Origin of the sequence: Sphingobium lactosutens, assembly GCF_013393185.1 — a bacterium.
GTDB classification, from domain to species: domain Bacteria; phylum Pseudomonadota; class Alphaproteobacteria; order Sphingomonadales; family Sphingomonadaceae; genus Sphingobium; species Sphingobium lactosutens_A.
Map to the genome: position 1 here is coordinate 12,997 of NZ_QJQX01000074.1, position 20,434 is coordinate 33,430.

Sequence of the window (20,434 nt, forward strand, 5' to 3'; positions counted from 1 at the left end):
GGGCCGTTTGATCGAGGGGCAGAAATTAACTACATTTTTGGAAGTTGGCGTTTTAGCAGTCCCATGATCGACGCACCGAAACGGCTGATTTCTGTGGAAGACGAAGGGCTTGGCTGGGACGTGCATCTGCCGCACAATCCGTCATGCTACGGCAGCGAAATGATCCTGCGCATGGTGAAGCTGATAAACCGACGCGGGCGGGTCAGGTTCTTTCAAAAGGATAAGACCGGCAAGTTCTGGCGATGGGAGGACCACCCAGATAACGCTAAGGGCGAGGAAGATCTGCCTTCTTTTTTGAGGGATGCCGTCGACCTTATTAGCCAATGCGAACTAGTCATCAGTTTCGAGGATCAAAAGGAAGCGCATAAGCTGGTACGCGACTTATCCCCTGCTCAACTCACGCCAGCAGTCCAGCATGGAATTGAACAAGAGCAGAAAAGGCGACTGTCTCTTTACAACAAACATTCGCGACAGGATTACCCCCGACCTCTGCGTTTCGTCGCGAGGACAAAACAGGCATTTGCTCCGGTCCTCATGGGCGTCGGTTGGATGGTGATGGTAGATGCCAGCGAGGGTAATGCAGCCGAAATACATCGTTGGATGACGCGTAACATGGAAGAGCGGATTTGGGCTGGCGTGTGGAATGGAATTGATGGCGTCGAATTAGCCCGCAACTCGTGGCGCTATCACCGCCTCTCGGTGAGCGATTGGCAGGGATTGATCGACAAGTGCCGCGCAGACCCATCAAATCTCCTGATCGTGCATTTCTTTTTCAAAGGCGACCTTGCGCGTTTCGACAAACGGTATGGCCCTAGTCAATTTCTATGAGAGCAAAAAGCCCCAGCCGAGTTTAGCAGCTAGGGCTTCTCTTTTAGGAGTCAACTTACAAGACTGAGCAGCTCCGACGGAGCGTCCTGTTCGTTAATTGTATTTATGCCTTACTTGCCTACAAGGCCCGACTTGTATGCACCGCCCCACCAGGACAAAACCTGACCGCGCATACGCGGATCGAAGCTAATATGAACCCACTGGTTTCTTTCCATGATTAGCTGATCGAACTTGATGCCCGACGCGACGATAGCTCTGCAGATCGCCATGGGATCGCCGAACGCAGGGCAGACAAAATCAACAGCGTAACCCAGCGCATGGGCAGACGTTGGAGAACCACCAACTTTGCGATTAACCGCTGCGCTACGGAACCCGCTATTCACGCGGATTGGGCTTCCTAGCAGCTTTCTGACTGCATCCATGGCCTGTGCCGTGCCTGTCAGAATGGCAAGCTGCTGAGTGTTAGGTGTGTTGTTCAGGCCGGTGGACGTTACAGTCATTTCGGCCAGCGAGAAGTATTGCGAGAGCTTTGTCATGCCGATAGTTATCGACTTCTCTCCACCATCCACGCCGTAACGCTGCTTTCCTTATGAAGCCGGTTTTGATGCTTTTTGCGTAAATATATTGACAGCAGAAAACTGCTGCAAACCGCTTTTAGGAGAGCAACATGATACAACAATACCTAACCCGCTTCGACGTCACTCGTGATGGATACAGCCTAGTCGATAGCTATCTTGCAGACTGGAACCCGACTTCACATCACGACAACGGCGGCAAGACCTACGACATTGCGGGATACCTATTCGGCGCAGTCGGCTTGATGAAGGACTACCCCAACGAACCAAAGGCATGGGGCTTCGGTCGCTACTCCAGCAAAAAGGGGAGCGAGAACGAGAAAGCAAATTGGGTCGAGACACGAACCATCAAGCTAGAATACTACACCAAAGATCGACCACAAAAGCGTAGGGAATTGCATGAGGCCGCCGAAAGGCTGGGCTACGCGCATTGCGTCTTCGATAGCAGCGACCGCTATGGCGCTACCACGGTCGCGATCATCCTTCCCCTCACCGAAGCGATTAATCAGGGCCAATATGCTCGCTTGGCGACCGTGTTTGCATTTGAATTGAACCACTGGCGCGCCGTCGATGGCTATTCCTCAATGACCCATCTGGCCCATGTGGACAAAGACTGCGTGATCGAAACATTCGAGGGTGCGGTGATTTCGCCGAACGCGAAGATCAAGGAAACGAAGAACCTCTACCAGCACATCAATTCCAAGCACTTCTGTGCCGGTGGCCCAAAGGCGGTGGCTCACTTGGTGCCGCCAGTCATCACCAGCCACGATGGCTTGTTTGAATGGACCGCAACGCCGGTCGAGACTGCACAGAGGACCGCTGACGAATTGCTGGCATCCATCGGTGTGAAGCTGGGCTGATAAGTAGAACAAAACGGATCAAGGAGAGGCAAATATGTCCACCGACGCGAACAAAGAGATTTACCGCATTCCCGAAGGCGAGAACCAGAAGGGCAAGCCCAACTATTTTTTCGAGGCCGACAAGGCGATTGGCGAAGCCGCGATCATGCTCGACAAGGTGTATAACCTGACGACCAAGCGCGAAGAGTTCGTGACTGTCAACATCGACCCGGCGCTGGATAAGGTCGTCGCCCTGCTCGAAGAGGCGAAGGCACTGGTCGAGAAGGCCCGCGCTGCCGATAAGGAAGCGACTGACGCATAAATACTGCGACCTCGCGAAAGGGTCGGATAACGTTGGAAACCCGGTGGCCCAGAAGGTCGCCGGGTTTTCCCATTCTGGCGGCTGTTTCCGCATCTGCTATGGACAGGCTTCAAATGGGAAGGCCTGCATGGTGAAGTTCACATTCAATCTCGACGGCGTGGTTTATCAAGATGGTGTGTCGAACATCTTGGTCAGCTTCAACGCTGCCCATGATGCGCTCGATCAGCAATATAAGAAAGCTGAGGCTGAAGCTGCCGACTACGAGCGGTCGATCGACGATGGTGCCGAACCAATCGAGGAACGGGACGAGGACGGCCACCTCATCTATACGCATTCAGATCTTCTGGAGATGCACATTCGGGACGCAAACGATGCTGCTCGCGTTCTACGGAAAGCGTTCGCGATTACCATCTACCACTACTGGGAACGCAATGCTTTGCGGTGGATCGGCAAAGACAAGTTGGAACACTCCAAGCTGGTGAAGCGGGTGCAGGCCATCGGCTATCCCATCGCACCTCGGTTGGAGGAACTGCACCTGTTGGTAAATCTCCTAAAACATAACAATCCGGTTTGGGGTCAAAGGCTCTACGCCGTGAGGCCTGACCTGTTCTGGGTGCTGCTAAAGCCGGATAATCCGAAGCCAAATTGGGAAGCTAGGGTTGTTTTAAGCCGCGAGCATATCGAGCAATTTGTGGACACTATCGCATTTTCTGGACCCACGACAGAGACGCTAAGGACCGATCAGACCGATTAGCCTCTTGTCTTGTTCCCGTTCTGTTCCTTATATCGTTCTCATGAACCAGCCTGATTCCCTCTGGCTCGCGCAGAGCCTTCTTCACGCGCCCGGTTGGGCAAGAGTGGCACTGACTGCACCGAACGAGCGCCTGCGAGAAAATGCCGCGCTTGAACTGGCGCAGAGCATACTTGCGGCTTGGGACAAGCAACAGCCGATGCCTGATGCGCGCCAGATGACCTTCCCGCTTTGACGTGGGGGCAAACCCGACGCTGCGCAATTTGGGCGACTACGCTCGGCGACAAGCCAACCTTTTTATAATCTGCAAATGCGGTCACTCAGGAGTTCTCGATGCCGATAAACTCAACCGTTGGTTCCTCGCCCATTGTTGGAACACCACAATGGAAACAGTCGGAGCGCATCTGCGCTGCTCGCGCTGTAGGGGTCATCCTGAACGATTTGCTCCCTCGCCTCGCAGACCAGATAACCCGGACTGGATGAGCAGCGAGGATCAGTGGAAACGCTTAATCCGGCGTCTCAGGAATTAATCAATAAAATCAATGTATTGTAGGCTGTGCAACTGTTGACGCTTGCATCAGCGAATTGCATCCCTGCGCGCGCGGGTCGAGCGGCGATCCCGGCACCGCCATCACCTCGCGCCCCGCCTCGCCCGCCAGCCGCGCGGTGATGAGCGATCCGGACTTGGGTGCCGCCTCCACCACCACCGTGCCGAGCGCCAGCCCGGCAATGATCCGGTTGCGCGCCGGGAAATGGCGGGCGAGCGGCTGGACGCCGGGCGGATGCTCGGTGACGAGCAAGCCTTGGCTCGCGACCTGCTCCTGCAAATCCTTGTTCTCAGGCGGAAACACGACGTCGATACCGCTGGCGATCACGCCGATCGTCCCGCTTTCGATCGATCCGCGATGCGCCTCCGTATCGATGCCCCGCGCCAGCCCCGACACGACGACCGCGCCGCGCTGTCCCAGCTCCTGCGCAAGGGTTCGCGCAAAGCGGCACGCCGCCGCAGAGGCATTGCGCGCCCCGACCATCGCGACACAGGGCCTCGCCGCCAGCGTCACATCGCCCCGCGCGATCAGCGCGGGCGGCGCGCCCTCCATCTGGTCGAGCAGCGCAGGATAATCGGCATCCCCCATAAGCAGGTAGCGCGCGCCCAGCGCCCGCGAGGCTGCAATTTCCCGCTCCACCACTCCGGCATCAGCGACGCTCGCCTTGCCGCCACCGCGCGCGGCGAGATCGGGAATGGCGCGCAGCGCCTCTCCCGCCGTCCCGAACCGGGCGAGCAATTGCCGATAGCTGACCGGACCGATCCGGGGAGAGCGGATGAGCCGCAGCCTGTCGAACCGCTCCCGCTCGCTCATTCAGGCGACACGCTCTTGGACTTGCCGACCTTGGGTTCCTCACCCTTCATCAGCCGGGCGATATTGACACGATGCCGCCACAGCACGATCAGCGCAAGCGCGAGGCTGACCGGCACCAGGTCGATCCGCCCGAACGCCCACATGGCGATCGGCGCGCTGACCGCCGCCGACATGCCGCCGACCGACGACCATTTCATCCCGAACAGCGCGCCCAGCCACACGACCGCAAAGACGATCCCGGCGGGCCAATATAGCGCCGTCACCACGCCCATCATCGTCGCCACGCCCTTGCCCCCGGCAAAGCGCAGCCACACCGGATAGCAATGGCCGATGAAGGCCATCGCTCCTGCCATCGGCCCGCCGCCTTCGACCAGCGCGGCACCGATCAGCACCGCCGCCGCACCCTTCAGCAGGTCGAGCAGCAATGTCGCCGCCGCCAGCCCCTTGCGCCCGGTGCGCAGCACATTGGTCGCACCGATATTGCCCGACCCGATCTTGCGCAGGTCGCCCGCGCCGGTGACACGGGTCAGGATCAGGCCGAAGGGGATGGAGCCGAGCAGATAGCCCAGCACCAGAAGGAAAGCGGGAAGAAGCCAGGGAGGTGTCATGAAATTCGCCAGTATAATTTGCGCGCGACCATAGCGTGACAGGCGCGCGCGGCAATGGGGTTATGCGGCGTCTAACGCACCCGGGCCGGATTGCCGACCACGGTCGCGCCCGCTGGCACGTCGCGCGTCACCACGCTGCCCGCGCCGATCAGCGCATCGTCGCCAATGGTCACGCCGGGCAGGATGATCGCGCCGCCGCCGATCCAGACATTGCAACCGATACGGATCGGCCTGCCCCATTCGATGCCGGTGGCACGCTCGGCCGGATCGCGCGGATGGTCGGCGGTCAATAACTGAACGCCCGTCCCGATCTGCGTTCCGTCGCCAATGCGCACTTCCACCACGTCCAATATCACGCAATTGAAGTTCAGGAACACGCCAGCGCCCAGAAAGATATTGAAGCCATAGTCGCAGTGGAAGGGCGGCCGGATGGTCGCCGCCGCGCCCAGCGCGCCCAGCCGCTCGCGCAGCAGCGCTTCCCGCTCGGGCGGCAGGGTCGCATTGAAACGCCGCATCCATTCCGCCGCCGCCAGCTGATCGGCAATAATCTCAGGGTCGCTCGCATGATAGGGTTCGCCCGCGATCATCTTCTGCTTCATGCTGCGTTCGGTCATCTTCGGCTCCTCCATCGGGCAGGCGAGGTGGCAGTCGAGAGGCCGCTTTGCAAGCGGCAGCCGTTGACACTCCCGCCCCATGCCGCGACACAGGCGCGCATGACGGTCGCACCAGACGCTCCCATCCTCTTCTTCGATTCCGGCGTGGGGGGATTGTCCATTCTGGCGCCGGCCCGCGCGGCGCTGCCGACCGCGCCCATCGTCTATGCCGCCGACAGCGCCGGCTTCCCCTATGGCACCAAGAGCGAGACGGAAATCGCCGCGCGCGTGCCCACCCTGCTCGGCCGGCTGGTGGAGCGCTACCGCCCCCGCCTTGCGGTCATCGCCTGCAACACGGCCTCGACCATCGCGCTCCAGCATGTACGCGCCGCGCTCGACATTCCGGTGGTCGGCACCGTCCCGGCGATCAAGCCCGCCGCCCTGCTCTCCAAAAGCCGCGTCTTCGGCGTGCTCGGCACCGACGCCACCGTGCGCCAGCCCTATGTCGACCGGCTTGCCGCCGAACATGGCGCGGACTGCACCGTGCTGCGCCACGGCTCGGCCGCGCTGGTTCAACTGGCCGAGGCGAAGCTGCGCGGCGAGCCGCTTGACCCCGCCATCGCCCGCGACGCGCTCGCAGGCCTCATCGACCAGCCGGGCGGCGATCGGATGGACATGGTTGTCCTTGCCTGCACCCATTTCCCTCTGGTCGAACAGGAACTTGCCGCCGCCGCGCCGCACCCGATGGGCTTCGTCCATGGCGGCGAAGGCATCGCCAGGCGGATATTGTATCTGACACAGGGTCAGGCATGGCCTGACGCGCCGTCGCCCGGCACCGCCGTCTTCACCCGCGTCGATGAGAGCCAGGAAGCGCTGCGTCCCGCGCTCGCCACCTATGGCCTGACGCAGATCGAAGCGCTGTGAAGACCATGTTTTGAAAGGCATGGGCCATTTGTCCAATGGCCAATCCTTTCTATCAGAGTGATAGGTATTTCTCGCTAGTGACCCGAACCTGAAGTTCGTCATAATGTTGGCAGGCGGTGAACGAACTTCAGGTTTATCAGGGTCACTAGCAAATATATGATTCCAGCGCGGTTTATGGATTTGAAATACGCTCCCCACCTGGCTGCCATGACATGGCGTATTTCAAATCCACCGCACTGGCGTTGCGAGCGGTTATCGCTGGTAATGGCGGGCCCGCGCAGGTAAATGCGTCATCGGGCAAGAGGATGGCGCAGCGACAAAAATCAGCGCGCGAAGAAACGGGAAGACAGGCGTAGTGAACTACAAACATATCTTTTCGCAGGCGATCGACCGGCTCCACAGCGAAGGCCGCTATCGCGTGTTCATCGACATCCTGCGCAACAAGGGGGCATTCCCCAACGCCCGCTGCTTCCACGGCCATAACGGCCCCAAGCCCATCACCGTCTGGTGCTCGAACGACTATCTCGCCATGGGCCAGCATCCCAAGGTCGTCGCCGCCATGGAAGAAGCGCTCCATGATGTCGGCGCCGGTTCGGGCGGCACCCGCAATATCGGCGGCAACACCCATTATCATGTCGATCTGGAAGGCGAACTGGCCGACCTGCACGGCAAGGAAGGCGCCCTGCTCTTCACCTCGGGCTATGTCTCGAACGAAGCGACGCTCTCCACCCTCGCCAAGCTGCTGCCGGGCTGCATCATCTTCTCCGATGAACTGAACCACGCCTCGATGATCGCGGGCATCCGCAATTCGGGCTGTGAGAAGCGCGTCTTCCGCCACAACGACGTCGACCATCTGCGCGAACTGCTCGCCGCCGAAGATCCCGACGCGCCCAAGTTGATCGCGTTCGAAAGCGTCTATTCGATGGACGGTGACATCGCCCCGATCGCGGCGATCTGCGACCTGGCCGACGAACATAACGCCCTCACCTATTGCGATGAAGTTCATGCCGTCGGCATGTACGGCGCGCGCGGCGGCGGCATTTCGGAACGGGACGAGGTCGCCGGCCGCATTACCATCATCGAAGGCACGCTGGGCAAGGCGTTCGGCGTCATGGGCGGCTATATTGCCGCCGACCAGATGATCATCGACGTGATCCGCAGCTATGCGCCTGGCTTCATCTTCACCACCTCGCTTTCGCCCGTGCTGGTCGCAGGCGTACTGGCCAGCGTGCGCCATTTGAAGGGATCGAGCGAGGAACGCGAAGGCCAGCAGGCGTCCGCTGCCCTGCTCAAGCGCCTGATGGCCGAAGCCGGCCTGCCGGTCATGCCGTCGGTCACGCATATCGTGCCGCTGATGGTCGGCGACCCGGTCAAAGCGAAGCGGATCAGCGATATCCTGCTGGCCGAATATGGCGCCTATGTGCAGCCGATCAACTATCCCACCGTCCCCCGCGGCACGGAGCGCCTGCGCTTCACCCCCGGCCCGGCCCACACCGAAGAGATGATGCGCGACCTGGTGTCGGCGCTGGTGGAAATCTGGGACCGCCTGGAACTGGAAAAGGCGGAGCGTCAGGCGGCGTAGGATGCGCTGGAGCGGGTTACGATCACTTGTCCTTGAGCGTTTCGCGCCTGAACTGCGCGGGCGACTGGATATCCATAGTACCCGCTATGGCAATTGCAGTTGCGGTCATGCCTGGATGACTTTCGACGGTGAAGTCATCGCCAATTTCTGTACGCGCGCCAATTATATTGCGGATGGGCATGAGACCGGATCGCCCAGACGCAATCCCATGTATCGACATCAATTTGCCGACTTCGGAGAATTGAGCAGGCAGGATGCCTATCATGCCTGCTGGGATTTCGTGCATGCACTGTCCATCGAGCAGGCGATGCAGGACGAAGATCCCCTGATCCAGTCGCTGGCGATGGCGGACGGTCGGATAGGAAAACGCCGACTGGCGCAGATCGACGCAAGCAAACTCCACCGACTGGCTGCGCATATTCTGGATACCCGTCGCAAAGCGCAAGGACGTGTCCAGCACGCGGTGGCGTGAATGTGCTATAAAGCCGGAGAAAAACGCCTCATCCGGCCTAAAGGCCTAATCCCAAAACCCCGTTCCCACACGCGCAGCGCAGGGGCCAGGCTGCTATAATCCCGCCGCACTCGCCCGGGCGCAGAGTCGGGCGTCTAGAGCGTTTTCCAAGCAGGTGGAAACACCTGCTGACTTGGAAAACGCGGTAAAATAAACGACTGGAGCAGCCGAGCCGATGCAATCGGATCGGAATCTGCTCCAGCGGGAGGAGCGCAGCCATGGCCGCACCGATCGACGAAGCGAAACTTAACGCCTTTGTGGGCAAGATGCTGGGCGACCTGGGCGGCGCGATGAGCGTGCCCACGGTGCGGCTGGGCGTCCGGCTGGGCCTGTTCGATGCGCTGGCGACCGGGCCGGCGACCTCCGCCGAACTGGCGCAGCGCGCGGGCGGGCTGCATGAACGCTATGTCCGCGAATGGGCGATGGCGCAGGCGGCCAACGGCTATGTCGGTTTCGATCCGGCCAGCAGGGAGTTCAGCCTATCGCCCGAGCAGGCGATGGTGTTCCACCATGCCGACAGCCCGGTCTATCTGGTCGCCGCCTATGAAATGGTCGCGGCCATGGTCGAGGCCGAACCCAAGGTGGAGGAATGTTTCCGCAACGGCACCGGCGTCCGCTGGGGCGACCATGCCGGCTGTCTCTTCTGCGCGACCGGCGCCTTCTTCCGCCCCGGCTATGTCAATCATATCGTCCAGACATGGATACCTGCGCTGGACGGGGTCGAAGCGAAGCTGCACGCGGGCATCAGGGTTGCGGACATAGGCTGCGGCGTCGGCTTCTCCACACTACTGATGGCGCAGGCCTATCCGCAGAGCCAGTTCACCGGCTATGATTTCCACGCCCCTTCCATCGAGGAAGCCCGCCGCCATGCACTGGCGCACGGCCTTGCCGACCGGGTGCAGTTCGAGGTCGCGACCGCCAAGGAGGTTCCCGGCCGCGATTTCGACCTCGTCACCATGTATGACTGCCTGCACGACATGGGCGACCCGCGCGGCTGCGCGAAGCACATGCGCGAAATCCTCGCTCCGGACGGCTGCTGGATGATCGTGGAGCCGATGGCCGGCAACCGGCCGGAGGATAATCTCAATCCGGTCGGACGGCTTTACTATAACGCCTCGACCATGATCTGCGTGCCGACCTCGCTCGATCAGGAGGTCGGCGAAGGCCTCGGCGCGCAGGCCGGGGAACCGAAGCTGGCCGAAGTGATCCGCGATGGCGGCTTCGCCCATGTCCGGCGCGCGGCGGATGGGCCATTCAACATGGTGCTGGAGGCGCGATGAGGACCGCCTGTCCTACAGGGCATTGCTCTGCTAAAAGAGGGCCGGCTCTTGCGCCCATTGCGTAATAATATTTCCAACATTTATCAGGAAATATCAAAATTTGCGGGAAATGTGCGAAGTTAAGCGCGCATTTCCCTACAACATCAGACGCGGATCAGCCCGCCCCGAACGGCATAGCCGCGATAGAGCGTCCGGCTGTGCGGGAATCCGCCCATATCCTGCGCCAGCCGCTCGATCGCAGGTTTCAGGTCATGGCGCGGCGACACATGGAAGCGCCCCAGCCAGCCGAACAGCGCCCGCCGCCATAGCGCCGGCAGTTCGTCCTGCTGGCCGAAGTCGACAATCTCCAGCTTGCCGCCCGGCGCCACGCAGCGCGCCGCTTGGCGCAGCGCCATTTCCCATTCGGGGATCATCGACAGCGCATAGCTGATGAACACCCGCTCGAACCTCGCGCGGCCGAACAACGCCTGCGCATCGAAACCGCACGCATCACCCTGCGCCAGCGTCACCCGATCGCCCACGCCCGCCTTCGTCACCGACGCGCGCGCTGTCTCCAGCATCGCCTCGCTGATGTCGACGCCATAGAGCCGCGCCTGCGGCCAGGCCTTGCCCACTGCGATCAGGTTGCGCCCGGTGCCGCAGCCAATCTCCAGCACCGCGCCGCCCGCCGGCGGATCGAGATCGGCGATCAGCCCGTCCCGTCCCAGCAGATAATATTTGCGCGTGAGGTCGTAGATATGCCGTTGATAGCGGTATACCCCATCCATCAACTGGCTATGGCCGCTCACAGCACATCCTTCAGCACATAGAGATGGACCCCGCCATAGATGGCCGAGCGGTCGCGCGCCGTATAATCGAGCGACTCTTCCGCCCGATAGTCCCAGCGGTTCAGCACGGCATCGACCACCCGCCCCGGCAATATGCTGGGTTCGCCCGCGGTGCGGAACAGCACGCGTGCGCCGGGCTTTGCTGTCCGTGTGATCTGCGCCCAGATCGCGTTCAGTTGCTCATCGTCCATCCAGTCCTGCGCGTCGAGCAGGATATAGCGGTCGCACGACGCATCCGGCTGGCTGGCAAGAAAGTCGGTGAAATTGATATGCCGCACATCGACCCGCTCGGCCCGCGCGCGCACCGCCTCATGGTTCGCCGCCTGGAGATAGGGCGGCAGCGGCCCCTCACCCCCGGCATAACCACGCCCGAAAGCCTGCACCGCGAAATAATTGTCCTTGAGGTCGAAGTCGCAGGCCAGCTTCTTGAGCCGCGCCTTCAGCACAGTGTCCATCCGGTCGTCGCCCGCCAGCGCCTCGAACTGCGCGGGCGGGATGCCGAGGCCGAAGAGCGAGGCAGGCTGGCTGGTCAGCCAGCGCACGAAGCCCTTGTCGAAGATCGGCGCCAGTTCACGCTCGAAAATCTCGACCTGCTCCTCGCGGCTCTGCGCGTCCAGCATCCGCTTGGGGTTTACGCCATGCACCCGCGCCAGCAGATGCGCCGCGCCGATAAAGCGGCCGAGCAGCCCATGCTTGTAGATGCCGCGCGCGAAACCGCCGATGCGGCGGCGGCCGATCATGTCGCGTCCTTCCCAGTAGCGGCGGGTCGCCTCGTCCAGATGCGGCGCGACCACGCTCCTATAGGCGGCGACATTCGCCTTGTTATCGGCCTGCGCGAAAAAGCGGTGGAAGGCGGCATGATCGGGCAGCTTGCGCGCCGCCATCAGCTTCAGCTTGTTGAGCGCGATATGCGCGGTGTTTAGGTCGACCGCCGTGATCTTCGCGGGGTCGGCGGTCAGGTAGGAGAGCACGTTGCAGCCACCCGACGCGATCGTCACCACATGGCTGTCGGGCGTGATCGCCAGCGCTTCCATGTCCACCGCCGGATCTTCCCAGATCTGGGCATAGACCAGGCCTCGAAAAGCGAAGGTGAAGGCGCGCTCAAGCAATCCCTGTTTCGACAGGTGGCGGTGGCGGTGCACCGCATTGGTGATTTTCTTGTGGCCGATATCACTGGCTGTTACTGCCATGGCGCACTCCTCGCTGCCGGGTCGTTCCCGCGCCGATAGGGCAATGGCATGTCGGCCGCATGACGCACGGGTTACGCGGCGATGACTCCTCTTGCGGAACCATGACGCCCTCTCCCATCTTCTGCACTTGATGGCCCACTGGATCGAACCGCACCCTACCGGCATCTATGTCCGCCCCGCCGATGCGTGGATCGACCCGTCGCTGCCGCAGGAGCGCGCGCTGGTGACGCACGGCCATGCCGACCATGCGCGCGGCGGCCATGGCCATGTCTGGGCGACGCGCGAGACTTTGGCGATCATGGCGTTGCGTTACGGCACCGCCAGCGGCACGGCGGTCGGCTATGGCGAAGAGGCGCGAATGGGCGGCGTGACGATCCGCTATGTCCCTGCCGGCCATGTGCTGGGATCGGCGCAGATCGTGCTGGAACATGCCGGCGAGCGCGTGGTCGTCACCGGCGATTACAAGCGCCGCCCCGACCCCACCTGCAAGCCGTTCGAGCCGGTCCCCTGCGACATTTTCGTGACGGAGGCGACCTTCGGGCTGCCGGTGTTCCGCCACCCCGACACGGGCAGCGAGATGGACCGGCTGCTCGCCGCGCTCCATGCCCATCCGGACCGCTGCGTGCTGGTCGGCGCCTATGCGCTGGGCAAGGCGCAGCGCGTCATCTGCGAATTGCGGGCGCGCGGCCATCATGATCCCATCTATATCCATGGCGCGCTGGAGCGGATGTGCGCCCTCTATGCGGATTTCGGCATCGACATGGGCGAACTGCGTCCGGCGACGGGGGTGCCCACCAAGGACATGCGCGGAGCTATCGTCCTGTCGCCGCCATCCGCCCTCAACGACCGCTGGAGCCGCCGCCTGCCCGATCCCATCACTGCCATGGCGTCCGGCTGGATGCGGGTGCGCCAGCGCGCGCGGCAGAAGAATGTCGAACTGCCGCTGGTCATTTCCGACCATGCCGACTGGGACGAGTTGACCGACACGATCCGCGAGGTCGCGCCGACCGAAACATGGATCACCCATGGCCGGGAGGAAGCCCTGCTCCACTGGTGCATGACCCACCAGATCCGCGCCCGCGCGCTGGCGCTGGTCGGCCGCGAAGATGATGAGGATGAGGGGTGATGCGATCCAGCACCTCCCCTCCGTTCGGTTCGAGCCTGTCGAGAACCTTAGCGCGATGGTTCTCGACAGGCTCGAACCGAACGGGAGGGATGCTATGAGGCAATTCTCCCAACTCCTCGACGGCCTCATCTACACCCGTTCGCGCAACGGCAAGCTCGACCTGATCGCCGCCTATATGCGCGACGCGCCCGATCCCGACCGGGGCTGGGCGCTCGCCGCGCTGACCGGCAATCTCGATCTCAAGGCCGTCAAATCCTCCGCCATCGGGGAGATGATCCGCGCCCGCACCGATCCGGTCCTCTACGAAATGAGCCGCGACTATGTCGGCGACCTCGCCGAAACTGTCGCCCTGCTCTGGCCTAAGCGCGAAGACCAGCCCGCCGAACTGGACGACGGCTCGCTCAGCCTGTCCGCCGTCATCGACCGCCTGCACGCTATCAGCCGCGCCGCCGCGCCGGACGCGCTGGCGCAGATGATGGATCATCTCGATTCCTCCGGCCGCTTCGCTCTGCTGAAACTTGCCACGGGGGGCTTGCGCGTCGGCATCTCCGCCCGCCTCGCCAAGACTGGCTTCGCCCAGGCTTTCGGCCTCGACGTCGACGATGTGGAACAGGTCTGGCACGCCCTCGCCCCACCCTACACAGCCCTGTTCGACTGGGCCGAAGGCCGCAGCGGCCGTCCCGATCCCGAAGGCACGCCCTATTTCCGCCCCTTCATGCTCGCCCATCCGCTGGAGGCCGACAGCGTCGACCTCACCGACTATGCCGCCGAATGGAAATGGGACGGCATCCGCATCCAGATCGTCGGAACGGGCAAGGAAACGCGCCTCTACAGCCGGGCGGGCGACGATATCAGCGGCAGCTTCCCCGAAATCGCGCAGGCCTTCACCGGCCATGCCGTGCTGGACGGCGAACTGCTGGTGCGGGGCGAATTTCAGGGTGGAGAGGCCGCCAGCTTCAACGCCCTGCAACAACGGCTCGGGCGCAAGGCCGTCACGGCGAAGATGATGGACGATTATCCCGCCTTCGTCCGCCTCTACGACCTGCTGATCGAGGGCGATGACGATCTGCGCGCCCTCCCTTGGGAACAGCGCCGCGCCCGGCTGGAAGCCTATATGGCGCAGCTTCCCGCCGACCGTTTCGACCTCTCGGCCGTCATCGATGCGCCCGACTTCGAGGCGCTTGCCGACATCCGCGCCGGCGCCCGCGACGCCGCGATCGAAGGGGTCATGCTCAAGCGCCGCGACAGCCCCTACGTCGCCGGGCGCAAGGCCGCGCTCTGGTATAAATGGAAGCGCGATCCGCTAACCGCCGACTGCGTCATGATGTACGCCCAGCGCGGCCACGGCAAACGCTCCTCCTTCTATTCCGACTACACATTCGGCTGCTGGACCGAGGACGGCGAACTGCTGCCCGTGGGCAAGGCCTATAGCGGCTTCACCGACGAGGAGCTGAAATGGCTCGACCGCTTCGTGCGGGGCAATACCGTCAACCGCTTCGGCCCGGTGCGGGAGGTGGAGAAAACGCTGGTGCTGGAAGTTGCGTTCGACAGCATCCATGACAGCAAGCGGCATAAGTCGGGGCTGGCGATGCGCTTTCCCCGGATCGCGCGCATACGCAAGGACAAGCCGGCGCAGGAGGCGGATACGGTGGCGGGATTGCGCAAGCTGGTGAGCTGACGCATGATATGATCAAAGGGAGAACGGATATGGCCTATGAAGGAAGCTGCCACTGCGGCGCGGTGACATTCAGCGTCAATGCCGACGCGCCGACCGAAGCAATGACCTGCAACTGCTCCCATTGCAGCCGCAAGGGCTTCGTCCTGACCTTCGTGCCGGTGGACCAGTTCACCCTGGAAAGTGGCGAAGACCAGCTTACCGACTATCTCTTCTACAAGCACAATATCACGCATCAATTCTGCAAAACCTGCGGCACGGAAGCCTTCGCCAAGGGCAAATCGCCGCAGGGAGAAATGCGCGCGATCAATCTGCGCTGCGTGCCATCGGTCGATATCGATGCGCTGACGATCAACAAGGTGGACGGCGCCAGTTTCTAAGTCTGACTTTGCGCTGTCACGCGACGTCCCTATATGGGCGCTTTCGCGCGTCGGGCGCGGCACAGCTATGGAGCAGTTGAATTGAGCAAGGTTCTGGTCATTGGCGCGGGCGGCGTGGGTTCTGTCGCGGTTCACAAGATGGCGATGAATCCTGATATTTTCAGCCATATCACGCTCGCCAGCCGTCGCATCATCAGCTGCGAAAAAGTCGCCGAATCGGTGAAGGCCCGCACCGGCGTGACCATCGACGTGGCGCAGGTCGACGCCGACAATGTCGAAGAGACGATCGCCCTCATCGAGAAAGTCCAACCCAAGCTGGTCGTCAACCTGGCCCTTCCCTATCAGGATCTGGCGATCATGGACGCCTGCCTCGCGACCAGGACCGACTATCTCGACACCGCGAACTACGAACCGCGCGACACCGCGAAATTCGAATATAGCTGGCAGTGGGCGTATCAGGACCGCTTCAAGGAAGCCGGCATCATGGCGCTGCTGGGTTCGGGCTTCGACCCCGGCGTCACCAGCGTCTTCGCCAGCTACATCAAGAAGCATCTGCTCGACCAGATCGACACGCTCGACATTCTCGACTGCAATGGCGGCGACCATGGCCAGCATTTCGCCACCAACTTCAACCCGGAAATCAACATCCGCGAAGTGACCGCCCCGTCGCGTCACTGGCTGAACGGCGAATGGGTCGAAGGCCCGGCGCTCAGCCACAAGCAGGTGTTCGACTTCGACCAAGTGGGCGAAAAGAACATGTACCTCATGTATCATGAGGAACTGGAATCGCTCGCGACCCACTATCCGGAAATCAAGCGCATCCGCTTCTGGATGACTTTCGGCGACGCGTACCTCAAGCATCTCGAAGTGCTGCAGAATGTCGGCATGACCCGGATCGATCCGGTCATCTACAATGGCCAGGAAATCATTCCGCTCCAGTTCCTGAAGGCGGTTTTGCCCGAACCGTCGAGCCTGGGTTCCACCACCAAGGGCAAGACCAACATCGGCGACATCGCCACCGGCCAGAAGGACGGTCAGGACAAGACCGTCTACATCTATCAGGTCTGCGACCATGAGGACGCCTATGCCGAAACCGGCAACCAGGCGGTCAGCTACACCACCGGCGTGCCCGCGATGATCGGCGCCGCCATGATGCTGACCGGCGCCTGGAAGGGAGAAGGCGTGTTCAACATCGAGCAGTTCGATCCCGATCCCTTCATGGACATGCTGAACAAGCATGGCCTGCCCTGGCAGGTGAAGGAACTGGACGCACCGCTGGATTTCTAAGCGGCGGTTGTATCTGAAACCTCGTCATTCCCGCGGAAGCGGGAACCCATCTCCAGGCCTCACATCTGGAGATGGGGCAGGAGATGGATCCCCGCCTGCACGGGGATGACGGAGTTGGCCGGAATGCGAAACCTTATGGGCGCCGTTCTGGCCCTTTCACTATTTGCTTCAGCCGCCACGGCGCAGCAGCCCGCCGATCCCTACGCCATGGCAAAGGAGATCGTCGCCGACATCAACCGGATCGTCACGCCAAACGGCGTGCAGGAAAATCTGGTCGTCACGCTGGGCGGCGCGCGGCAGGCGATCAATGTGCGCGGCGCCGACCGGGCCAACCCGATCCTCATCTACGTCCATGGCGGCCCCGGCGCGGTGGAAATGCCCTTCGCCTGGTCGTTCCAGCGGCCATGGGAGGATGTCTTCACCGTCGTTCAGTGGGACCAGCGCGGCGCGGGCAAAAGCTATGCGCTGAACGATCCCAAGGCGATCGCGCCCACCATGACGCTGGATCGCTATCGCGACGATGCGATCGAACTGATCGACTATCTCAAGGCCCGCTATGGCAAGCGCAAGGTCTTCCTGCTCGGCCATAGCTGGGGGTCTGCGGTCGGCCTGTCGGTCGCGATCAAACGGCCCGACCTTCTCTACGCCTATGTCGGCATGGGCCAGGCGATCGACTTCCGCGCCGGCGAGCGCATGGGCATGGACTGGACCATCGCGCAGGCGAAGAAGGCCGGCAATGCCGAAGCGGTAAAGGCGATAAAGGCACTCGCCCCCTATCCCGACAGCGGCCCCTTCACCATCGCCAAGGCTGACGGCTGGCGCAAATATGCCATCGGCTATGGATCGCTGATGGCCGACCGGCCCGACCCGACGCTCTATTTCCAGACGCCGCGCCTCTCGCCCGACTATACGCCCGAAGACCGCAAGGCGTGGGGCGCAGGCAGCGAATTTTCGACCACCACCCTGTGGCCGCGCCTCGCCGATGTCAGCTTCGCCAAGATCCGCGAAATGAAGCTGCCGGTCATCATGCTGCTCGGCCGCACAGACTATACCGTGCCGTCGCCGCTCGCCGCGCAGTGGATGGACCGGTTGAAAGCCCCCGCCAAGAAAACCATCTGGTTCGAGCATTCAGCCCATATGCCGATGGTCGAGGAACCGGGACTGGTTCTCAAGGCGCTCATCAACGACGTCCGCCCGCTGGCGGATCAGGAGTAACTATTTCATGGAAACCAAGGCCGGCGATCCCGCCGCTTTCGCCCGCTTCGACCTGTATCGCGTTCCCTCGCCCGCCTTCGTCGTTGACGAGGCCGCAATCCGCCGCAACCTGACGGTCCTGCGCGACATTGGCGATCGCGCGGGCATCAAGGTGCTGGGTGCGCTAAAGGCCTTTTCCATGTGGTCGCTGGGCGGCGTGATCGGCGAATATCTGGACGGCGTCTGTGCGTCGGGCATCTATGAAGCGCGCCTTGGCCGCGAGGAGTATAAGGGCGAGGTCGCGACCTATTGCGCCGCCTACAAGCCCGACGATCTGGCCGAAATCCTCAAGATTTCCGACCATGTCATCTTCAACAGCCCCGGCCAGATCGCACGGATGAAGCCCGTGATCGACGCCGCCCGTGCCGAAGGCCGCGTCTTCGACATCGGCCTGCGCCTCAACCCCCTCAATCCCGAAGGGGAAGTGCCGAAATATGACCCGTCGCAGCCGCACAGCCGCCTCGGCTTCCCGATCGACCAGCTGCGAGCCGAACATCTGGAGGGCGTCGATGGCCTCCATGTCCACAATCTCTGCGAACAGGATTTCCTGCCGCTGGAGCGCACATGGGCGGCGATCGAACCCTATGTCATGCCGCATGTCGCCGGCCTTAAATGGTTGAATTTTGGCGGCGGCCATCATGTAACCCGTGCCGATTACCAGATCGACGACCTCATCGCCTTCCTGCAACGGATCAAGACGCAGACCGGCCTTGAACTCTATATCGAGCCGGGCGAGGCGATGGCGCTCGACGCAGGCATCCTTGTCGGCGAAATCCTCGACGTGATCGACAATGGCATGCCCGTCGCGATCACCGATATCAGCGCCACCTGCCACATGCCCGACGTGATCGAGGCGCCCTATCGCCCCGCCATGCTGCATGAGCAGGCCGATGGCCCCGTCACTCGACTCGGTGGCCCTTCCTGCCTCGCGGGCGACATCATCGGCGACTATCGAGTCCCCGGCGGCGCGGAACCCGGCGCACGGATCGCCTTCCTCGACCAGGCCCATTATTCTATGGTGAAGACCAACACCTTCAACGGCGTCCCCTTGCCGGCCATCTGGCTGTGGAACAGCGATACGGATCAACTTACGGAAATCCGGTCATTTTCCTATGACGACTTCAAGGCTCGTCTCTCGTGACGCACGTTTCGTAGCGGACGGCGCAACAAAATTTTCACATGCGCTTTACAGGGGGGACCCCTCCGCATATATCGACCGTCCGCTGCCCCATGGGACTTCCACCGCAAGGCAGCTTTTCGCCCTGAACTACACTGGAGGTCCCTTGAGTTGCACAAGCATCATAGCGCGCTGGGGGTAGCGACCGCCCTCACACCGGCAGCACCGGTAACGCTGATTCGTCCCGCAGCCGCAGCGCGGGCCGCCCGCTTCTTTACCGAGAAGTTTCCGGGCCGCTCTCTCTATGCGGTCAAGGCGAATCCGTCTCCTGATCTGATCCGCACGCTCTTCGCATCGGGCATCACGCATTTCGACGTGGCCTCGATCGCGGAAGTGCGCCTGGTGGCTGACGCGCTGGCTGATGCGGAAGGTCAGGCGAAGCTCTGCTTCATGCACCCGGTCAAGGCCGAGGAAGCGATCGCGGAAGCTTACCATGTCCATGGCGTGCGCACCTTCTCGCTCGACACGATCGACGAGCTGGAAAAGATCATGCGCGCTTGCCGAGGTGCGACCGATCTGGAGCTGTGCGTGCGTCTGCGCGTCTCGTCCGAACATTCGGAACTCAGCCTTGCGTCGAAGTTCGGCGCGGAACTGGGCGAAACCCGCGAACTGCTGATGGCGACCCGTCAGGCGGCCGATGCCCTTGGCATCTGCTTCCATGTCGGCAGCCAGGCGATGAGCCCCCAGGCCTATAGCGACGCGATCGAGCGCGTGCGCGCCGCAATCGTGGACGCAGCCGTCACGGTCGACATCATCGATGTCGGCGGCGGCTTCCCGTCCATCTATCCGGGCATGGAGCCGGTCGCGCTCGAAAATTATTTCGACGCCATCCATCGCGGTTTCGAAAGCCTGCCGATCAGCTATTCGGCTGAACTGTGGTGCGAACCGGGCCGTGCGCTGTCGGCGGAGTATAGCTCGATCATCGTGCGCGTCGAACGTCGCCGCGGGACCGAACTTTACATCAACGACGGCGCCTATGGCGCGCTGTTCGACGCCGCGCATATCGGCTGGCGCTTCCCCGTCGCCCTGCTGCGCGAGGAGGAGAGCGAGGAGGAACTGACCGCCTTTTCCTTCTACGGCCCGACTTGCGACGACATGGACCATATGGTCGGCCCCTTCATGCTCCCCGCGGACGTGAAGGTCGGCGACTATATCGAGATCGGGATGCTCGGCGCCTATGGCGCGGCGATGCGCACCGGCTTTAACGGCTTCACGTCAGAATCAACGATCGAAGTGTCGGATGAGCCGATGGCCAGCCTCTACGCCGAAACCGTCGCGCCGCGCCGTCGCGCAACCGTCATCAAGCTGGGCTAGGCCCGCTTCCAGCTTCCCAGCTGGAGAGGA

General features: G+C 62.2%; 21 protein-coding genes and 1 pseudogene. 16 read left to right on the forward strand and 6 right to left on the reverse strand.

What is annotated here, in order from left to right; translation table 11 throughout:
• Positions 1 to 63: 63 nt before the first annotated feature.
• The gene (locus DM806_RS20335) at positions 64 to 828 is read left to right on the forward strand and encodes a hypothetical protein (protein ID WP_179044987.1); all 765 of its coding nucleotides are present in this window, start codon (positions 64 to 66) and stop codon (positions 826 to 828) included.
• Between the two features lie 110 nt (positions 829 to 938).
• On the opposite strand, the gene DM806_RS20340 is transcribed toward DM806_RS20335, so the two are convergent.
• On the reverse strand, positions 939 to 1,397 hold the full coding sequence (locus DM806_RS20340) for a D-Ala-D-Ala carboxypeptidase family metallohydrolase (RefSeq protein ID WP_179044988.1): 459 nt from the start codon (positions 1,395 to 1,397) through the stop codon (positions 939 to 941).
• A 98-nt stretch (positions 1,398 to 1,495) separates the two neighbouring features.
• Here DM806_RS20340 and DM806_RS20345 point away from each other — a divergent pair, with 98 nt between their 5' ends.
• The 4 genes from DM806_RS20345 to DM806_RS27865 are packed head-to-tail and all read left to right on the forward strand — an operon-like array spanning position 1,496 to position 3,550.
• Positions 1,496 to 2,263 carry a hypothetical protein gene (locus DM806_RS20345; RefSeq protein WP_179044989.1) on the forward strand — a complete coding sequence of 256 codons (768 nt, stop codon included), beginning with the start codon at positions 1,496 to 1,498 and terminating at the stop codon, positions 2,261 to 2,263.
• 34 nt (positions 2,264 to 2,297) lie between these two features.
• Positions 2,298 to 2,564, forward strand: a complete 267-nt coding sequence (locus DM806_RS20350; protein ID WP_179044990.1) for a hypothetical protein — start codon at positions 2,298 to 2,300, stop codon at positions 2,562 to 2,564.
• Between the two features lie 43 nt (positions 2,565 to 2,607).
• On the forward strand, positions 2,608 to 3,318 hold the full coding sequence (locus tag DM806_RS20355) for a hypothetical protein (RefSeq protein ID WP_179044991.1): 711 nt from the start codon (positions 2,608 to 2,610) through the stop codon (positions 3,316 to 3,318).
• Positions 3,319 to 3,358: 40 nt separating this feature from the next.
• Positions 3,359 to 3,550: a DUF6771 family protein gene (locus DM806_RS27865; protein ID WP_217674887.1), complete on the forward strand. Its 192-nt coding sequence runs from the start codon at positions 3,359 to 3,361 to the stop codon at positions 3,548 to 3,550.
• A gap of 325 nt (positions 3,551 to 3,875) precedes the next feature.
• On the opposite strand, the pseudogene dprA reads toward DM806_RS27865, so the two are convergent.
• The 3 genes and pseudogenes from dprA to DM806_RS20370 all read right to left on the reverse strand — a co-directional run.
• Positions 3,876 to 4,676 (reverse strand): annotated as a pseudogene (gene dprA / locus DM806_RS20360) (DNA-processing protein DprA); the annotation flags it as partial.
• The gene (plsY, locus tag DM806_RS20365) at positions 4,673 to 5,284 is read right to left on the reverse strand and encodes a glycerol-3-phosphate 1-O-acyltransferase PlsY (protein WP_179044992.1); all 612 of its coding nucleotides are present in this window, start codon (positions 5,282 to 5,284) and stop codon (positions 4,673 to 4,675) included. The gene plsY and the pseudogene dprA, both read right to left, overlap by 4 nt.
• 71 nt (positions 5,285 to 5,355) lie before the next feature.
• Positions 5,356 to 5,898 carry a sugar O-acetyltransferase gene (locus DM806_RS20370; RefSeq protein ID WP_179044993.1) on the reverse strand — a complete coding sequence of 181 codons (543 nt, stop codon included), beginning with the start codon at positions 5,896 to 5,898 and terminating at the stop codon, positions 5,356 to 5,358.
• A gap of 99 nt (positions 5,899 to 5,997) precedes the next feature.
• On the opposite strand from DM806_RS20370, the gene murI reads away from it, so the two are divergent.
• The 4 genes from murI (at position 5,998) to DM806_RS20390 (ending at position 10,174) form a co-directional block, all read left to right on the forward strand.
• The gene (murI, locus tag DM806_RS20375; RefSeq protein WP_179045010.1) at positions 5,998 to 6,801 is read left to right on the forward strand and encodes a glutamate racemase; all 804 of its coding nucleotides are present in this window, start codon (positions 5,998 to 6,000) and stop codon (positions 6,799 to 6,801) included.
• 355 nt (positions 6,802 to 7,156) lie between these two features.
• Positions 7,157 to 8,383, forward strand: coding sequence for a 5-aminolevulinate synthase (gene hemA, locus DM806_RS20380; RefSeq protein ID WP_179044994.1), 1,227 nt, complete (start codon positions 7,157 to 7,159; stop codon positions 8,381 to 8,383).
• 1 nt (position 8,384) lies between these two features.
• Entirely contained in the window at positions 8,385 to 8,855 is a 471-nt protein-coding gene (locus tag DM806_RS28045; RefSeq protein WP_444860959.1) for an SF0329 family protein, read from the forward strand.
• 257 nt (positions 8,856 to 9,112) lie between these two features.
• Positions 9,113 to 10,174, forward strand: coding sequence for a class I SAM-dependent methyltransferase (locus DM806_RS20390; RefSeq protein WP_179044996.1), 1,062 nt, complete (start codon positions 9,113 to 9,115; stop codon positions 10,172 to 10,174).
• 143 nt (positions 10,175 to 10,317) lie between these two features.
• Here DM806_RS20390 and DM806_RS20395 read toward each other — a convergent pair whose 3' ends face one another.
• Positions 10,318 to 10,962, reverse strand: a complete 645-nt coding sequence (locus DM806_RS20395) for a class I SAM-dependent methyltransferase (protein ID WP_179044997.1) — start codon at positions 10,960 to 10,962, stop codon at positions 10,318 to 10,320.
• Positions 10,959 to 12,191, reverse strand: coding sequence for a DUF3419 family protein (locus DM806_RS20400; RefSeq protein WP_179044998.1), 1,233 nt, complete (start codon positions 12,189 to 12,191; stop codon positions 10,959 to 10,961). The genes DM806_RS20395 and DM806_RS20400 overlap by 4 nt, the downstream gene beginning before the upstream one ends.
• A gap of 130 nt (positions 12,192 to 12,321) precedes the next feature.
• Between DM806_RS20400 and DM806_RS20405 the strand changes: the two genes are divergently transcribed.
• The 7 genes from DM806_RS20405 (at position 12,322) to DM806_RS20435 (ending at position 20,404) form a co-directional block, all read left to right on the forward strand.
• Positions 12,322 to 13,317, forward strand: coding sequence for a ligase-associated DNA damage response exonuclease (locus DM806_RS20405; RefSeq protein ID WP_179045011.1), 996 nt, complete (start codon positions 12,322 to 12,324; stop codon positions 13,315 to 13,317).
• A 94-nt stretch (positions 13,318 to 13,411) separates the two neighbouring features.
• Positions 13,412 to 14,995, forward strand: a complete 1,584-nt coding sequence (locus tag DM806_RS20410; protein ID WP_179044999.1) for a cisplatin damage response ATP-dependent DNA ligase — start codon at positions 13,412 to 13,414, stop codon at positions 14,993 to 14,995.
• Between the two features lie 29 nt (positions 14,996 to 15,024).
• Positions 15,025 to 15,372 (forward strand): GFA family protein, encoded by a 348-nt coding sequence (locus DM806_RS20415; RefSeq protein ID WP_179045000.1) that lies wholly within the window; start codon positions 15,025 to 15,027, stop codon positions 15,370 to 15,372.
• Between the two features lie 81 nt (positions 15,373 to 15,453).
• A complete protein-coding gene (locus tag DM806_RS20420) occupies positions 15,454 to 16,659 on the forward strand; it encodes a saccharopine dehydrogenase family protein (RefSeq protein WP_179045001.1) in 1,206 nt (401 codons plus the stop codon).
• Positions 16,660 to 16,782: 123 nt separating this feature from the next.
• On the forward strand, positions 16,783 to 17,874 hold the full coding sequence (locus DM806_RS20425) for an alpha/beta fold hydrolase (RefSeq protein WP_179045002.1): 1,092 nt from the start codon (positions 16,783 to 16,785) through the stop codon (positions 17,872 to 17,874).
• A gap of 7 nt (positions 17,875 to 17,881) precedes the next feature.
• Complete coding sequence (locus DM806_RS20430) at positions 17,882 to 19,054, forward strand: carboxynorspermidine decarboxylase (protein ID WP_179045003.1); 1,173 nt, start codon at positions 17,882 to 17,884, stop codon at positions 19,052 to 19,054.
• A gap of 147 nt (positions 19,055 to 19,201) precedes the next feature.
• Positions 19,202 to 20,404, forward strand: a complete 1,203-nt coding sequence (locus DM806_RS20435; RefSeq protein ID WP_179045004.1) for a type III PLP-dependent enzyme — start codon at positions 19,202 to 19,204, stop codon at positions 20,402 to 20,404.
• The last annotated feature ends 30 nt before the right edge of the window (positions 20,405 to 20,434 follow it).

Coding starts and splice junctions, on each gene's coding strand:
- DM806_RS20390 (WP_179044996.1), top strand. CDS start 9,113: ATGGCCGCACCGATCGACGAAGCGAAACTTAACGCCTTTGTGGGCAAG.
- DM806_RS20335 (WP_179044987.1), top strand. CDS start 64: ATGATCGACGCACCGAAACGGCTGATTTCTGTGGAAGACGAAGGGCTT.
- DM806_RS20345 (WP_179044989.1), top strand. CDS start 1,496: ATGATACAACAATACCTAACCCGCTTCGACGTCACTCGTGATGGATAC.
- murI (WP_179045010.1), top strand. CDS start 5,998: ATGACGGTCGCACCAGACGCTCCCATCCTCTTCTTCGATTCCGGCGTG.
- DM806_RS20405 (WP_179045011.1), top strand. CDS start 12,322: ATGGCCCACTGGATCGAACCGCACCCTACCGGCATCTATGTCCGCCCC.
- DM806_RS20430 (WP_179045003.1), top strand. CDS start 17,882: ATGGAAACCAAGGCCGGCGATCCCGCCGCTTTCGCCCGCTTCGACCTG.
- DM806_RS20425 (WP_179045002.1), top strand. CDS start 16,783: ATGCGAAACCTTATGGGCGCCGTTCTGGCCCTTTCACTATTTGCTTCA.
- DM806_RS20350 (WP_179044990.1), top strand. CDS start 2,298: ATGTCCACCGACGCGAACAAAGAGATTTACCGCATTCCCGAAGGCGAG.
- DM806_RS28045 (WP_444860959.1), top strand. CDS start 8,385: ATGCGCTGGAGCGGGTTACGATCACTTGTCCTTGAGCGTTTCGCGCCT.
- plsY (WP_179044992.1), bottom strand. CDS start 5,284: ATGACACCTCCCTGGCTTCTTCCCGCTTTCCTTCTGGTGCTGGGCTAT.
- DM806_RS27865 (WP_217674887.1), top strand. CDS start 3,359: ATGAACCAGCCTGATTCCCTCTGGCTCGCGCAGAGCCTTCTTCACGCG.
- DM806_RS20400 (WP_179044998.1), bottom strand. CDS start 12,191: ATGGCAGTAACAGCCAGTGATATCGGCCACAAGAAAATCACCAATGCG.
- DM806_RS20410 (WP_179044999.1), top strand. CDS start 13,412: ATGAGGCAATTCTCCCAACTCCTCGACGGCCTCATCTACACCCGTTCG.
- DM806_RS20415 (WP_179045000.1), top strand. CDS start 15,025: ATGGCCTATGAAGGAAGCTGCCACTGCGGCGCGGTGACATTCAGCGTC.
- DM806_RS20370 (WP_179044993.1), bottom strand. CDS start 5,898: ATGACCGAACGCAGCATGAAGCAGAAGATGATCGCGGGCGAACCCTAT.